This window comes from Microseira wollei NIES-4236, assembly GCF_020521235.1.
In the GTDB taxonomy this organism is placed as follows: domain Bacteria; phylum Cyanobacteriota; class Cyanobacteriia; order Cyanobacteriales; family Aerosakkonemataceae; genus Microseira; species Microseira wollei.
Genome location: NZ_BLAY01000044.1, coordinates 1 through 15,664, shown reverse-complemented (window position 1 = coordinate 15,664; position 15,664 = coordinate 1). Strand labels below are relative to the sequence as shown.

10 protein-coding genes and 1 tRNA gene are annotated in these 15,664 nt (G+C 48.9%); 6 read left to right on the top strand and 5 right to left on the bottom strand.

What is annotated here, in order from left to right:
* Positions 1-88: 88 nt before the first annotated feature.
* Positions 89-1,426, bottom strand: coding sequence for a UDP-N-acetylglucosamine 1-carboxyvinyltransferase (gene murA / locus MiSe_RS16160; RefSeq protein ID WP_226581730.1), 1,338 nt, complete (start codon positions 1,424-1,426; stop codon positions 89-91).
* A 289-nt stretch (positions 1,427-1,715) separates the two neighbouring features.
* Here murA and MiSe_RS16155 point away from each other — a divergent pair.
* Together MiSe_RS16155 and MiSe_RS16150 are read left to right on the top strand one after the other, a co-directional pair.
* A tRNA-Leu gene (locus MiSe_RS16155) sits at positions 1,716-1,799 on the top strand.
* A gap of 86 nt (positions 1,800-1,885) precedes the next feature.
* Positions 1,886-2,674 (top strand): TrmH family RNA methyltransferase, encoded by a 789-nt coding sequence (locus MiSe_RS16150; protein ID WP_226581713.1) that lies wholly within the window; start codon positions 1,886-1,888, stop codon positions 2,672-2,674.
* 64 nt (positions 2,675-2,738) lie between these two features.
* Here the strand turns inward: MiSe_RS16150 and MiSe_RS16145 are convergent, their stop codons facing one another.
* Complete coding sequence (locus MiSe_RS16145; RefSeq protein ID WP_226581704.1) at positions 2,739-2,897, bottom strand: hypothetical protein; 159 nt, start codon at positions 2,895-2,897, stop codon at positions 2,739-2,741.
* Positions 2,898-3,281: 384 nt separating this feature from the next.
* Between MiSe_RS16145 and lpdA the strand changes: the two genes are divergently transcribed.
* The 4 genes from lpdA (at position 3,282) to MiSe_RS16125 (ending at position 7,809) form a co-directional block, all read left to right on the top strand.
* The gene (lpdA, locus tag MiSe_RS16140; protein WP_226581911.1) at positions 3,282-4,715 is read left to right on the top strand and encodes a dihydrolipoyl dehydrogenase; all 1,434 of its coding nucleotides are present in this window, start codon (positions 3,282-3,284) and stop codon (positions 4,713-4,715) included.
* A gap of 63 nt (positions 4,716-4,778) precedes the next feature.
* Positions 4,779-5,678, top strand: a complete 900-nt coding sequence (gene trpC, locus MiSe_RS16135) for an indole-3-glycerol phosphate synthase TrpC (protein ID WP_226581698.1) — start codon at positions 4,779-4,781, stop codon at positions 5,676-5,678.
* A gap of 93 nt (positions 5,679-5,771) precedes the next feature.
* Positions 5,772-6,053: a DUF5340 domain-containing protein gene (locus MiSe_RS16130; protein WP_226581690.1), complete on the top strand. Its 282-nt coding sequence runs from the start codon at positions 5,772-5,774 to the stop codon at positions 6,051-6,053.
* A gap of 601 nt (positions 6,054-6,654) precedes the next feature.
* Positions 6,655-7,809, top strand: coding sequence for a pyridoxal-phosphate-dependent aminotransferase family protein (locus MiSe_RS16125; RefSeq protein WP_226581678.1), 1,155 nt, complete (start codon positions 6,655-6,657; stop codon positions 7,807-7,809).
* A gap of 87 nt (positions 7,810-7,896) precedes the next feature.
* On the opposite strand, the gene MiSe_RS16120 is transcribed toward MiSe_RS16125, so the two are convergent.
* The 3 genes from MiSe_RS16120 to MiSe_RS16110 all read right to left on the bottom strand — a co-directional run bounded on the left by MiSe_RS16120 (position 7,897) and on the right by MiSe_RS16110 (position 15,037).
* On the bottom strand, positions 7,897-11,382 hold the full coding sequence (locus tag MiSe_RS16120) for a two-partner secretion domain-containing protein (RefSeq protein WP_226581669.1): 3,486 nt from the start codon (positions 11,380-11,382) through the stop codon (positions 7,897-7,899).
* A 329-nt stretch (positions 11,383-11,711) separates the two neighbouring features.
* Positions 11,712-12,263, bottom strand: coding sequence for an REP-associated tyrosine transposase (locus MiSe_RS16115; protein WP_444980509.1), 552 nt, complete (start codon positions 12,261-12,263; stop codon positions 11,712-11,714).
* A 182-nt stretch (positions 12,264-12,445) separates the two neighbouring features.
* The gene (locus MiSe_RS16110; RefSeq protein ID WP_226581653.1) at positions 12,446-15,037 is read right to left on the bottom strand and encodes a CHAT domain-containing protein; all 2,592 of its coding nucleotides are present in this window, start codon (positions 15,035-15,037) and stop codon (positions 12,446-12,448) included.
* Positions 15,038-15,664: the final 627 nt, after the last annotated feature.

The following is a 15,664-nucleotide window of genomic DNA, read 5'->3' as shown; positions in this document are numbered from 1 at the left end:
TTCTTCGCGGTTGATTTCAAACCCCTCCCCGTGTCGGGGAGGGGTTTGGGGAGAGGCGATCCAACTCCCGATTCAAGTTAGCAACCGTTTAGCCAACTTTATCAGTTTGAGCCACCAGAGGCGCATCGGCTTCAGTTTCTCCCTCAGCTGGAACGCGCTTAATTTTTGCTCCCAGTTTTTGCAGTTTCAATTCCAGGCTTTCATAACCCCGGTCGATATACCGCAATCCTTGGAGAGTTGTTTTGCCTTCCGCCGCCAATCCTGCCAACACCAACGCCGCACCCGCGCGGAGGTCAGTTGCCATTACAGGGGCACCCGATAGGAATGGCACGCCTCGGATGACCGCGTTGTTACCTTTGACGCGGATATCTGCGCCCATGCGGTTTAACTCGGCTACGTGGCGCAAACGGTTCTCGAACACGGTTTCCGTAATGATGCTATTGCCTTCGCACAGGCATAGCAGCGACATGAATGGTGCTTGCAGGTCGGTGGGGAAACCGGGATAGGGTAAAGTTTCGATATCCGTTGGCACGTGAGCGTTTGCCCCCTGGATGCGCAGGCAATCTGGTGCTTCGACGATAATTTTAGCGCCGATGGCTCGCAGCTTAGCGATCGCTGCCGTAATATGATCCGGCACCACTGACGATAAAATGATTTCCGAGCGCGTAATTGCTCCCGCGACTAAAAAAGTTCCCGACTCAATCCGGTCTGGAATCACGCTGTAGTCGGTAGAATGCAGACTGTTAACTCCATCGATCGCGATCGTATTAGTTCCGGCGCCGCGAATGCGCGCCCCCATTGCACGGCATAAATTAGCCAAATCTACAACTTCTGGCTCTTGTGCCGCGTTTTCGATCGTGGTTTCTCCGTCTGCTAGCGTTGCCGCCATCATCAAGGTTTCCGTCGCCCCAACGCTGGGGTAATCCAGGTATATATTTGCACCTTTCAAGCGGCGATTGCTACCGGGGATGTAGGCATTCACCATCCCGCGATCGATTTGCACATCCGCCCCCATCGCTTGCAGACCCCGCACGTGCAGATCCACGGGTCTGGCACCGATGGCACAACCTCCCGGTAGGGGAATTCTGGCTACCCCAAGTCTTGCCAATAAAGGCCCAATTACAAAGAAACTAGCGCGCAGCTGGCTGACTAGCTCGTAAGGCGCTTGGGATTGTCCGATGTCACGAGCATTGATGTCTAAAATATCACCGTGTCGCTCTACCTTCACGCCCAAGGCTGCCAAAATTAGAGCCAGACGATGCACGTCCACCAGTGAGGGAACGTTACGAAGGCGACAATCATCCGGGCAGAGTAAGGCGCCTGCCATGAGCGCGAGGGCAGAGTTTTTCGCCCCACTGATTTGGACGTGACCTTGCAGGGAAGACCGTCCCCAAATTTGCAAAACGGATTGGTCTTCTTCAGGCAAAGCGTGAGTGTCGGTTAGGTTAAGTGAGAAAGTAATTGTCTTACCCTCCACAATCAAGGGACAATTTTAGATTTCTTCAAATTTGGTTTAGATTCTACCCGAAAGATGTCAGTTGTCTAGTGTTTTGCTCAAAAATGGCATGGCTAATGGCTAATGGCTCATGGCTAATGGCTCATGGGCAGGCTGGATCTGCACCCTCACCGGCTGTTAAAAATTCCATTCCCCCCCTGTTGACAAATCAGATGACTTACGCCACAATAGTAAATCGGCGACAAAATTAAACAAACCTGCGGAACTGGCGGAATTGGTAGACGCGCTAGATTCAGGTTCTAGTGGCAGTAATGCCTTCGGGGTTCAAGTCCCCGGTTCCGCATTAAAATTTCAGATTGTAGATGGCAGATTTGAGATTGAATTATCGTTTAAATCTGCAATCTGCAATCTAAAATCTAAAATTACCCGATGTTGACCAGTCTGCAAAATCCGCTGGTAAAGGAAATCCGCAAGTTGCACGCTGCCAAGGAAAGGCACGAGAAGCAACTGTTTTTGTTGGAAGGGACGCACTTGGTTTCGGAAGCTTGCGCGGTAGGTTATCCCCTGGAAACGGTTTGTTATACTGCTCAATGGCAGGAGCGTTACCCAGAACTTTGGCAAGAAGTGAGTCAAAGCGCCTTGCGCGAGCAAATAGTAACACCAGAAGTCCTCAAAGCGATCGCTACCACCGTCCAACCCGATGGCGTTGTCGCAGTTGCGAAACGCCTGCAAATGCCTTTTCCTACTGTCCCCACATCTCTAGCATTGGGTTTGGAAACAATCCAAGACCCTGGTAACTTGGGGACTACGATCAGAACTGCCGCCGCTGCGGGTGCAACTGGTTTGTGGGTGAGTGCAGATAGCGTAGATTTAGATCATCCTAAAGTTCTCAGGGCGTCGGCGGGACAGTGGTTTAGATTACCAATGGCAACGGGTGAAAATTTAAAATCGCTGGTACAGTCCTGTCAGCAACAAGGAATGCAGGCGATCGCTACAGTACCCGATGCCAAGTTGACCTACTGGGAAATTGATTGGAATCAACCCGGTTTGATTCTGCTGGGTAACGAAGGTGCTGGACTATCTGCCGACTTAGTCGCCCTGGCAGATAGACAAGTTAGAATTCCCTTAAGTCCGGGAGTCGAGTCGTTGAACGTGGCGATCGCTGCCGCCTTGATATTGTACGAAGCACGACGGCAACGGCAGCGGAGGGAATTTTAAATATCAGATGTTAGATTTTGGATTTAAATCGAATTTCAATGTTTGATTGGCAATTCCAATCGTACTAACGCCTTCGCTGCTGCATGAAAGCTGCAATATCAGCAACTGCTTCCTCAAACGCGGCTAAGTCTAGATGGGATAAATGTTCTGCTGTTGGTTGTTCGGTGCGGCTATCTTCCAAAGGCTCTTGGGATGCAGATGCGGTATCGTCGTTTATTAACATCACTGCCAATTGGTGAAGAAACTCGATAAACGCTTGGTCAGCGGCACGACGATTGTTGATATGCGTCCATAATTAAGGTTGACTCTAAAAGTGCGGTATAAATCCAGGCTACTTGTGACGATGGGAGGCTATTTAATTAGTCATCAGCGTCTCCCAAACAGGTGCGGTTACGGTTCGCGTTCTTCGTGCAAAGCGGTTGCCGCACGTTAGCGTGCCCGCGGTGTGGGTATCGCTGCATTCACAAAAATTTAATCCGCGATCCCGCTGCATAAAATCAGATTGCCCAGATCTGGCTAGAAAAATTCCATCTCCCGGCAAAAATGTTGTCTAAATTGCTCCCTACAGTTGAGAATTAATAAGGGCAACGCGCAAGGCTGAGATATGGTGAGTCAGGCATTTGATTACGATCTAGCGATCGTTGGTGCAGGGGTAGGCGGACATGGTGCCGCGCTGCACGCAGTTAGTTGTGGTTTAAAAACGGCGATTATCGAAGCTGCCGATATGGGTGGAACCTGCGTCAATCGCGGTTGTATCCCTTCTAAGGCACTTCTGGCAGCTGCTGGAAGAGTGCGAGAGTTACGCAACGCCGACCATCTCAAAGCGCTGGGAATACAGGTAAAAAGTGTAGAATTTGACCGGGGCACGATCGCAAATCACGCGGCAAATATTGTCTCTAAGTTGCGAGGCGACTTAACCAACAGTCTCAAACGCTTGGGTGTAGATATTATTCAAGGTTGGGGTAAAGTAGCGGGCAGTCAAAAACTCACCATCGCCACCGATACTGGTGAAAAAACTATTACCGCTAAAGATATTATTCTCGCTCCCGGATCGATTCCTTGGGTTCCCCCCGGTATTGAAATCGACGGCAAAACCGTTTTTACTAGCGACGACGGTATCAAACTAGAATCGCTTCCCCCTTGGGTGGCAATTATTGGCAGCGGTTATATCGGTTTAGAATTTTCCGATGTCTACTCGGCACTCGGTTGCGAAATCACGATGATTGAAGCGCTGCCAGAGTTAATGCCCGGATTTGACCGCGATATTGCCAAAATCGCCGAACGGATTTTGATTACTCCCCGCGATATCGAAACCAAAGTAGGTGTTTTGGCACAAAAAGTGATTCCAGGTTCTCCGGTAGTCATCGAACTCGCCGACGCCAAAACTAAAGAAGTGGTAGATGTCCTGGAAGTCGATGCTTGTTTGGTAGCGACTGGACGCATTCCTTATACTCAAAATTTGGGTTTAGAATCCGTCGGCGTCGAAACCGATAGGCGCGGATTTATTCCAGTTAACGACAAGTTGGCAGTATTATCGGCAGGAGAACCAGTCCCGCACCTGTGGGCGATTGGAGATGCGACGGGCAAGATGATGCTGGCACACGCCGCATCGGCACAAGGGATTGCGACGGTAGAAAATATTTGCGGACGCGATCGCATCGTAGACTATCGCAGCATCCCCGCCGCCGCTTTTACCCACCCAGAAATCAGCTTTGTGGGATTAACCGAAACCGCAGCAAAAGAGTTGGGGAAAGAAGAAGGTTTTGAAGTCGCCGCCGTGCGGACTTATTTTAAAGGCAATTCTAAAGCAATCGCCGAAGGCGAAGCCGACGGTATCGCCAAAGTTGTCTATCGGAAAGATACGGGAGAAGTCCTCGGCGTCCACATCATCGGATTGCACGCTTCCGATTTAATTCACGAAGCATCGAATGCGATCGCTATCCGTCAATCCGTCCAATCCCTAGCTTATCTGGTTCACGCCCATCCCACACTTTCAGAAGTGCTGGATGAAGCATATAAACGCGCCGCTGGTCATGGCTAATAGGTAATAGTAAATAAAAACACCAATTACCAATTACCAATTACCAATTACCAATCACCCAAAATGCAGATTCGTCGTCGTCCCCCCAATCCCGCCGTTGCTGTCCAAGAATTGCGCTATCAGGTAGCAATGCCAGATTCATCCCCGCGCCATATCTTGGAAGAAATTGTCTGGTATAAAGAAACCGAAGTTACCCAAATGAGGGAACGTCTGGCGCTGTCGGAATTGCAGCGGAAAATAGCCGACGCGCCAGCACCCCGCGATTTTGTCGCCGCTTTGCGACAAGGTAAAACTAAACCAGCACTGATTGCGGAAGTCAAAAAAGCATCTCCGAGTAAAGGGGTAATCAGAGAAGATTTTGACCCAGTAGAGATCGCCACAGCTTACCAAACTGGCGGCGCGACTTGTCTTTCGGTTCTGACCGATGAAAAGTTTTTCTGTGGTAGCTTTGAAAACCTGGCTAAAATCCGCGCTGCGATTGACTTGCCTCTTTTGTGCAAAGAGTTTATTATTTACCCTTACCAGATCTACCTAGCTCGCCTTAAGGGTGCTGATGCCGTACTGCTGATCGCGGCGATACTTTCCGACCAAGATTTGCAGTACTTTGTTAAGATCGCCAATGCTTTAAGGATGACTGCCCTGATCGAGGTGCATACTTTAGAAGAGCTAGACCGCGTGTTAGCCTTGGACCGAGTTGACCTGGTTGGCATTAATAATCGCAACCTGCAAGATTTTTCTGTCAACCTGGAAACAACAAAGGAAATTTTGGCGGCGCGGGGTGACCAACTGCAAGACCGGGGTATTCTGGTCGTGAGCGAGTCGGGTTTGCATACACCCAATGACCTCAGCTTAGTAGCAGGTGCTGGTGCTGATGCCGTTTTAATCGGCGAGTCGTTGGTAAAGCAACCCGATTTAGCAGGCGCGATCGCGGCGCTGTTTGCTCCCGCGCAGTCTACCACCTAGATAATACGGGAAGCCAGACAGCTTCGTGGCAGCCCGAAGCGGGAACTTGGATTCCTGAAAGTGAGGCTATAAAACTGAGGTAAATTCGCATAAATGGAGCAAATACCCCTTCCCTCCCCGATTCACTACGAACTGGTTCTGCAAATGCTAGAACGACAAACCATGTTCGCGGTGACGGGGACTCCTGCTATGAGGGAAAAAGTGCAGCAACTGATTGTTACCATGCGGAAAGCAGCTGCCCAACAAAAACAACTGGAAGAAATTTTCCAGCAGGCAGGTTTACAAGTAGACTACCGTTGGTCGCTCAATCACGTCAATTCCGACCCTAATTCCCCGTCAGATCGCTTCCCCATGCGCCAAAGTCCGCCTGCTTAACTTCTGGTCAATTAACAGTACAATAAAAAGTTCCAAACAGGTCGCTCGCTCTCAAACGACCTCAACCTTTCTGCCCTGAGAAATATTAATTCAGATTTGAGAAACCAGGGAATCGGAAAATCTAGGGGCTAAGATTTGGAAACTCCAGAGCTAGATTAAATCGCCAGATTCTTTACTAAACTTACTTATAGTTACGCAACTTGAGTAAGTTATAAAGAAACCTATAGTTATTGATGGCGATTCACTTTTGTGCTATATTCCTGAACAATGCCGAAAACCAAGGCTAAAAAAATTGTCGCATTTTGTAAACCACAGTCGATTCAGAACTAGCCAGCCTATCAAAAGGTCGAACGGGAAACCACGATTCGTTAAATTGGCTGAAAATAATGGATGAACAATGGCTCTTAGCTTCAAAAGTAAAACGCTAAAAAGCTTCATAGGGTGGGCTACACCCAAATTGACGCCTGTGGACAAGAAGGAGCCGACTCCCTTGGTTGAAGCAGGAAGCAGACCCTCCAGAAACTGTTTCTGGTTGAATGGTGAACTTTAAGCAAGTTTAGCCAAGTTCTGTATAGCACTATCTCAGTGTTATAGGATCAAAATGAACGACAAGCTGATGCTGATGATACCGGGTCCTACACCCGTGCCAGAACAGGCATTACTCGCTTTAGCCAAGCACCCCATCGGTCACCGCAGCAGCGAGTTTGCTCCAATTATGGCGGAGTGTACCGAAAACCTCAAGTGGTTGCACCAAACGCAAAATGACGTGCTGATGCTGACCGCATCGGGGACGGGGGCGATGGAAGCGGGGATAATTAATTTCTTGAGTCCCGCGGATCGCATCTTGGTAGGATGCAATGGTAAGTTTGGCGATCGCTGGGCGGAAGTCGGCGAAGCTTACGGCCTCCATGTAGAAAAAGTTACCGCCGAATGGGGCAAACCCCTCGACCCAGAACAGTTCCGCGAAAAGCTGGAATCCGATAAAGAAAAGCAAATCAAAGCCGTCGTCGTCACCCACAGCGAAACTTCTACGGGTGTCCTAAATGACCTGGAAACGATCAACCGCCACGTCAAAGCGCATGGAGAAGCTTTGATAATTGTCGATACGGTCACCAGCATGGGCGCGGTCAACGTCCCCGTGGATGAATGGGGACTCGATGTGGTCGGTTCCGGTTCGCAAAAAGGCTACATGATTCCCCCCGGTTTGGGTTTTGTATCGGTAAGTGCCAAAGCTTGGGAAGCCTACAAAACCGCTAAACTGCCCCGGTACTATCTGGATTTAGGTAAATACCGCAAAGACGCTGCTAAAAATAGCACACCGTTTACCCCACCTGTGAATTTAATCATCGCGCTGCAAACAACGCTGCGGATGATGAAAGCGGAAGGGTTAGAAAACATCTTCGCGCGGCATACCCGCCAGATGAATGCGACTCGCGCCGCCGTGAAAGCGTTGAGTTTGCCACTATTTGCGCCAGATAGTGCCGCCTCGCCGGCGATTACCGCCGTCGCCCCAGTGCAAGTGGACGCGGAAAAAATTCGCTCGATCTTGAAGAAGAAATTCGACATCGCGATGGCGGGAGGACAAGACCACCTCAAGGGTAAGATATTCCGGATCGGGCATTTGGGATTTGTCAGCGATAGGGATATATTGAGTGCGATCGCTTCCCTAGAAGCTGCCCTAATTGAACTGGGATACGATGCCTTCACCCCCGGTGCAGGTGTCGCCGCCGCCGCTAGCGTCTTCGCCCAACGTTAAGCGGTCAAAACCTGTGGTGCGTTACTGTAGGGGCACGGCATTTAACAATTTTTTGGTATAAACCAAAACTTACTCCACGCCGTGCCCCTACAGGTTTGTTTTTTCCTGGCGAACCGGACAACCAACTGGCACCAATTCAGGGCGGTAAGGAGTCGCGGTGGGTGCTTCAGCAATCAGAACCACTTGGCCTTTTTCGTTAATTATCCAACCCGTTGCTTCCACTAGCTGAGTCGAGTTTGTTGTATCAGATGTAACCAACGATTCCTCAGTATTACCTCGGCTCCCCTGCTCCCCTGCTCCCCTGCTCCTCTGCTCTTGGGCGTCGAGGGTAACCAAATATACCAGTACCGTTTCGCCGCTCAAAGGTTCGTTGGGACTGGGGGGAATGCCCCCGCGTCCGGTGACGACAAAGCTACTGCCTTGACGCACGGGGGCGCAGCGGTCAACAATTAACCTGGAACTATCGACGATTTCCACTCCGTGTATCTGAGGCTGTTCGGTTTGGATATCTCCTTCGATGGTTAATTGCCCGCTGGCGTTGATGATACTATCCGGGGACTGGAAGATTGCTTCTGACTCATCCAAAGGGGAAATTCTAATATTACTTCCCCCATTGGGAGCAATGGCATCGGTTCTAATTTGGCTGGCTTCTAGCAGGACTAGCGTTTCTGTATTAATCCCAATATTACCTTCTATAGCTCCTGGGGCTGAGGCGGCAGAAATTACGCTTTGGCGGCGTAACTGTATATTTCTCCCTTGCAGATTAATATTGCCGCCCCTACCTGTTGAAGAAGCGGCGGTTAAAGTGCCTTGGTTATCCAAACGCAGATGGCGAGATGTGACGTCTAGGTTGCCCGGATTTCCTTGCCCTTGACTGCTGACGCCCAGTTGAGCGCGATCGCCCACGGTTAATCTGTCAGCATTTACAGTAACCGTTCCCCCATTTCCCCTGGCGGTGGCAAAAACTTCAGCTGACAAGCGACTGGGTGCAAAACTATTTCGATTTGGGCGAAGGAAAACTCCCACATTTTCCAAACCCGCCACACCGCCGATTACTTCCACTCGCGATGCCTCAACGTTCACAAAACCTGCATTGCCGAAACCAAAAGTAGCGGCTGATATTTCTGCCCCATCTCGGAGAGTCAGTCCTCGAGTTGCAATCGAGATCGTTCCTCCATTACCAGTGGTGTTGACACCAACTTGACTGGATATGGTGCTGAGATTGAGAAGTGTTGATGATGAGATGCCAAACAGTTCGACTGACTCGGATGCCCTGATGAAAATATTTCCCGCATTACCCCCGCCTTGAGGTGGAATTGGTTTACCAGGCGTAGGTTGCCAATCGGGGAGCGGTTGTTCAATCGGTCTAAAGGCAGTACCCGATGAGATTTCTGCACCATTCGCCACCACTAGGCGTCCCGTTTCAATTCTGATATCTCCACCTCTACCCTGATCCAGACTTTGAGTCGTGATGCTACTGCGATCCAATAAACCAAACTGACCTGTTCCTATCAGTTCAATATCTGTAGCGCGAATGGCGATCGCACCAGCATCGCCCCTGCCCAAAGTAGCAGCTGAGATCTCTGCCCCATCGCGGACAATCAACCGCCCGGTTTCAATTGATATATTGCCCCCAGCACCAGTAGCTGTTTCGCCAACACGAGCTGACAACCCACCGGGTAACATACTATTGGGGATAGTACCGCTCAATTCCACATCTTGAGCGCGAATGCGGATCGAACCAGCTGCGCCACTGCCACTAATAGCCGCAGTTGAGATTTTTCCCCCATCTCGAACTGTTAACCTTGGGGTTGCAATCCTGATGTCGCCACCCTTGCCGGAACCAGTAGTTAAAGCCAACAAGTCGCTGCCTGCTTCAAATGACTCGTTACCTATATTTACGGTTGATGTGCCGCTCAACTCCACAGACTCAGAGGCATCGATCGTCAAATTGCCTGCCTCACCTGTTCCTTGGGTACTGACATCGGCGCTGGCTCCATTTTGGATCGTCAACCTTCTCGTATTAATCGTGATCTCGCCAGCATTTCCACTACTTTGAGGATGAGTGCCAACAAACAAGGTGCTGGGATACCCCGCTGGGGTTATGCCAATCAGTTCCACAGACTCAGAGGCGTTCACCGTTACGGTTCCCGCCTTACCCTCAGCAAAAGTTAAACCGCCTACGACTGCCCCATCCCTAGTCGTTAACCTTGCAGTGCGAATCGTTACGTTACCGGCATTGCCCCGTCCAAAAGTAACTAACTGGATGCCGCTACTAACACCGGAGAGGTTGATATCCCTAGCGCTGATGACAATATCTCCTGCATTGCCGGAACTAGCGGTTAAAGATTGAGCGATCGCACCCGACGAAACATGAAACGAATCTGCATTGATAAAAATATTACCGCCATTGCCTAAAGCTAATGGCGCTACCTCATTGTGCAAACCCGTGGCGGCGAGACTCTCTTCCAGAATCTCTTCGATGGGAGAATCAGGAGTAATAACAGAACCAGTACCAACGATACTGACTTTCTGCGCATTAATTCGGATATCGCCAAGATTGCCAGTGCTACCCCCTACAGCTCGATTGTACAAACCACTGCCAGAGTTCGCTCCTCGACCAGAAAGGCTGAACTCGTTAGCGTTAACTGTAATATCTCCACTCTTACCAACTCCTCTAGTACCTGCGGCTAACATCCCACCATTTGTAGCCGTAAAGTTATTCGCATTGACGATAATATCGCCGCCTCCGTCCCCTACTACATTGACCAGTGCATCATTGGTTAGGAATACATTGGCTCTTGTAATATCTGGGGGAAAACTTAAATTCAGGGTATTGCCGTTTACTGCTAATCCCACCGTCCCTGATGTTGCCAGTCCTCCCAGTTCTACGCGACCCCCCGCAGCAATCAATCGACCCCCATCCAGGTTGAGTCCGCCGCCTACTAAGACTAAACTTCTCCCCGGCGACACTTGGAGTCCGCTGAGACGACCTTGATTATCGATTGCACTGCCTTGCTTGACGATACTCCCTGGATTGGTTCCAATTTGCAAGCCGATGGGAACATCGATCGTTAACAAAGGTGCAGCTTGAGGATTTGTAGCGCTAAATTCTACCCCATCGGCAAACTTGAAACTACTCGCCGTAGTTGCTAGAAACGAGCCACCAATATTCAGCCTTGCATTAGCGCCAAAGATAATTCCACTGGGATTGAGCAAGAATAAATTAGCATTACCCTTGGCTCGAATTAAACCATCAATATTAGAAATTGTTCCACCAGTGACGCGACTGAATATATTTTGAATTTCTTCGGCATTATTAAAAAAAGCTTCTCCACCTGTAGGAACTGAAAACTCGCGAAAGCTGTGGAAAAGATTGTTTCCGACTCGGTTGCCGTCGTTTATTGTAAAGTTAAGATTATTTGTAGTTGTAACATTGGTAGAGAGCGTCCCATCTGGGGCAATTTGCGAATAAACTGGGCTAGTCTGGCTCAGACAGGCGAGGGTAATACTGGCTAAAATCCAGAGTGAGTCTGGGAAAAAACCCGTGCTGCGGCTATCATCCTGTTGCATAAATTAACTATCTTAAACGAATAATTTTTATAAGAACTTATATACGCTTGTTGCTAGTTATAAACAAGGGCGTTGCTAATGGCTAATTGCTAATTGCTAATCTTGGATTTTTACTGATTTCGCCGAGTTCCCAGCCATGAGCCTGGGAACTCGGCGACTGCCTGGGAACGCCATTAGCCATTAGCCGCTCTGAGAGAGATAACTAGCAACTTGAGTTATATACTGAAATTTGAGTTTTTTACATCTACCTTAAGATAGAAATTGAAAGTGCTAGTAATGGTAGGGTGCGTTAGCGCAGAGTACGGCACCGGAAGTAAGCCTACAAACCCTCACTCCCCTACAACAGTAGGCAATAGATCGGGAATTTCATAAACACCCCAATCTTCAGGATACAAACCCTGTGCCACAAAGCGATGCAGGCTAGAAAATTGCCATTCTCTCGGTGTTTTGCACAAACCGTGTTTCACAGGATTGTAATGAATATAATCCCAGTGGTTAGCAAAATATTTTTCATTCCGAATCAAATGCTGCCAAAATCTTATTTGCCAGAGGTTTCTTTCCTTGCGCTTTTGTCGTGATTTCGTAATCTTTGCATCAATTCCCAGATTATACCCACAATTTTTAGTCACAAAATTTTTAATTAATCGCAAACGAGTCGCATAGTCACCGTCTCCGGGGGGGAGTGTACAAATACAATGAATATGATCGGGTAGCAAAACCAGGGCATCAATGGAAAATGGAGATTTTTTCCGGACTTTATTGATGGATTCTCTCAAGGTTTGACGGGCAATTTCGGTGCAAAGCCAGGGGCGACGTTGGTACGTGACTATTGTGAAAAAGTAAGTAGCGCCGGGGATAATTAGTCTTCTGTAGTTGGGCATCTGTTTTTGAGGATTGGTGATTGATTGTAGGATACCCATTAGATTTCTCCGAAATATCAATAGGAAACCGCGCTACTGTTTGGGTTGGTCTGGTGCCGTACTCTGCGCGAAGATCGCACCCTACTGTTTGGGTTGGTTTGGTGCCGTACTCTGCGCGAAGATCGCACCCTACTGTTTGGGTTTTATAGCCAATTGCCAACTAAAACAAAAGGCGCCCAGTAATAGGGATGCTTGAAATTCTCTGACAAAGATATTTGGGCGCGGCGCAATGCTTCTGACTTGCCATGAGTTGCTAATTCTCGGTAAAACTGGGGCATCATGGTAGCGGTTGCTACATCTTGCACGGGCCAAAGCGTTGCCAAGGTGCTGCGCGCACCGGCGCGCACTGCTACGCCAGCGATGCCTAAAGTCGCGCGCCTGTCTCCAGTTGCGGTTTCGCAGGCACTCAAAACTAGCAGTTCAATTGCTCGACCTCTGGCTTGGTTTCTGACGCGCAGGAAGGTATCAAATTGCTTGACGTTGATGCGACCATCCCAGGTGAGAATAAAGGTATTGTCGGCAGTGGAACTGAATTTACCGTGGGTGGCTAGGTGGACGACGGGGTAGGGTGCGGCGTTGATTTGCTGGCGCAAACTCTCCCCGGTAAATTCCTGATTCAAAAGTACTGTACCAGGCACGATCGCTTTAATTTGTTGCAATTCCTTCTCCACGGCAGGTAGGGGTGGAAATCCGTCGCGAGACTCGCTTAATCCCAGCATTAAAGCTTTCAATTGGACTTGTCCCAAGGATTGTGGTTCTAGCAATTGCAACCCGGGCGCTAGTGCAAGGTTATACTGCTGCAATAGGTGTTGGTTGCCGTCATGGAGAACCGCCATCGGGATATTCCGCAAAGTACCATCTAACACAAATACCAAGGTTTTAACGCCGCTGTTTTTGATTTCTGTCTCTCCGGGTCGAATTAACCAATCATAAACTTGTTGGGCAAGGCGCAAGATTTGTTGCCTGCTGGAACTCGGTCTTCCTAGTTGTTGTCGCAGTTGTTCTAAGGTTTCTTCAATTTGGTTTTGGGTCAGGTTGGTGCTGTAATGGCGCAAAGGTTGTTGCGGCAGACTGAGGATAACATCTAAGCGATATGACAAAATAATTGGGTAGATTACTGCTGCGGTTCTGTCTACTTGGTCGATTAATTCTGGTTTGGCATTCAGGCAAGCTTCTTGAAAGAAATTATCGAGTTCTGCTAGTTGTAGAGATTCGATCAGATTGCGCGCTTGAATCAGGTTATTTTGGTTAACATTATCTCCATTTTGCAACAGTAACCCGACTAATTGGCGATAAACGGGTTCGACACTTTCGCGAAACGAAAATTGCACATCTGGGTTGATCGCCGTTAAGTCGCTGCGGAGGGATTTTAAGGTGTTCACGGCTTCGGTGTATGCTGCGATCGCTGCCTCTTTTTCTCCTTGTGCTTTCAGTACCCTTCCCAATTGCCACTGCCAACGATAGGCAATATCCGAACCATCAATTGCCTGCGCCAACAGCAGCGCTTGCTGGGTTACGGTTTGAGCGCTTGACAATTGTTGATTTATCTCGTATAATTCGCCCAAACTTCCCAAAGCTAAAGATTCGGCGCGTCGGTCTTCCAGGTTTTTGGCTTCCTGAACGGCTTTAGCCAAAATTTGAGCAATAGTTGTTAGTTGTGGGTTGGTATTAACAGCTGACTGTTTGATCAAGCTTTGCGCCAAATTAATGCGAGCATAGACTGAAGTACGACTGGCGGGTAAGTCGTTGAGTTCTTGTTGGATGGTAGGCAATAAAGTTTGGGCTTCTGAATTTTGTTGAGTTTCGACCAACAAACTAAGGTGATTAATTAACGCTTGAATGCGAGTATTGCGAGATTGGGAAGTCGCTGCTTGTCGGTATAATTCTAAAGCAGCTTGAGTTTCATTCTGGGGGGTTTGTATTCTATTTAATGTTGCGGTTTTTTTAGCTAAAGCGCGTTTGGTATTGCCTAAACTGAGTTGAATCGAAGTAGTTGCACCGCGCAATCCTAGTTTTTGGGCAATCTCCAAACTTTGCTGCAAAACTTGTTGAGATTTATCTAAATTACCTACAACGCGCAGGGTATTGCCCAGATTGAGCAATCCGGTTACTTTAATAATTGAATCGGGTGATGCAAGGAGGCTGGTTTCTACTTGTTCTAAAGTATTGGCAGCGCGACGGTAGAATCCCAATGCTTGCATCGCCTGGGATTGGTTAATTAAATTGGCGATAATACCAGGTTGATCGCCTGCTTTTTTATAAGCCGCCGCTGCTTTTTGCAAAGTATTGAGGGCATTTTCTGCTTGTCCTAAAGATAATTGTAAGAAACCTTGAATATTCAAAGTTTGAGCCAAGATTAGCGGTGAGGAATCGGTGTTGAGGAGGGAAAGGCTATTTGCGATTGCATCTTTCGCTTGATTCCACAATCCCAATTGCTGGTAAGTTAAAGATAAATTGCTCAAAGCCGAAGCTTGATTGAGTTTATCCCCAGCAGCAGCAAAAGCATCAGCAGCTTGCTGCCAAATTTTTGCCGCATCAGAAAACTGTCCCGCCTCATACAAAGCTTTCCCTTGTTGCACCAGTACGTTCGTAGTAAGGACTTGGGTCCTCATCCTATCTGTTGCCAAAATTGCCTTTGCCGAGAGGGATTGAACGCCCAAAAAAGTTATCAATCCTAACAGGGAAAACAGAATGAAGGTAAATAATCGCTGGTAAAAAATTCGTTTAACTAACATTTTGCACGATTCTCACTAAATCCGATAACCTGCCCGGAAATCAATTTCCGGGCTGATAGCCAAAGTCCACTAAACTGGACTGGAAATATTTAGTCTACTTTCGCCTCGTTATCAGGCTCTTGCCTGGTGCCTCCTGTGCCTCGTTACCAGGCAAGAGCCTGGTAACGCAGATCGAGTCGCCTCGTTATCAGGCTCTTGCCTGGTGCCTCCTGTGCCTCGTTACCAGGCAAGAGCCTGGTAACGCAGATCCAGTCGCCTCCTGTGCCTCGTTACCAGGCAAGAGCCTGGTAACGCAGATCGAGTCGCCTCGTTACCAGGCAAGAGCCTGGTGCCTCCTGTGCCTCGTGGCTAACGCAGATCCAGTCGCCTCCTGTGCCTCGTTACCAGGCAAGAGCCTGGTAACGCAGATCGAGTCGCCTCGTTACCAGGCAAGAGCCTGGTGCCTCCTGTGCCTCGTTACCAGGCAAGAGCCTGGTAACGCAGATCGAGTCGCCTCCTGTGCCTCGTTACCAGGCAAGAGCCTGGTAACGCAGATCGAGTCGCCTCGTTACCAGGCAAGAGCCTGGTAACGCAGATCGAGTCGCCTCGTTACCAGGCAAGAGCCTGGTAACGCAGATCGAGTCGCCT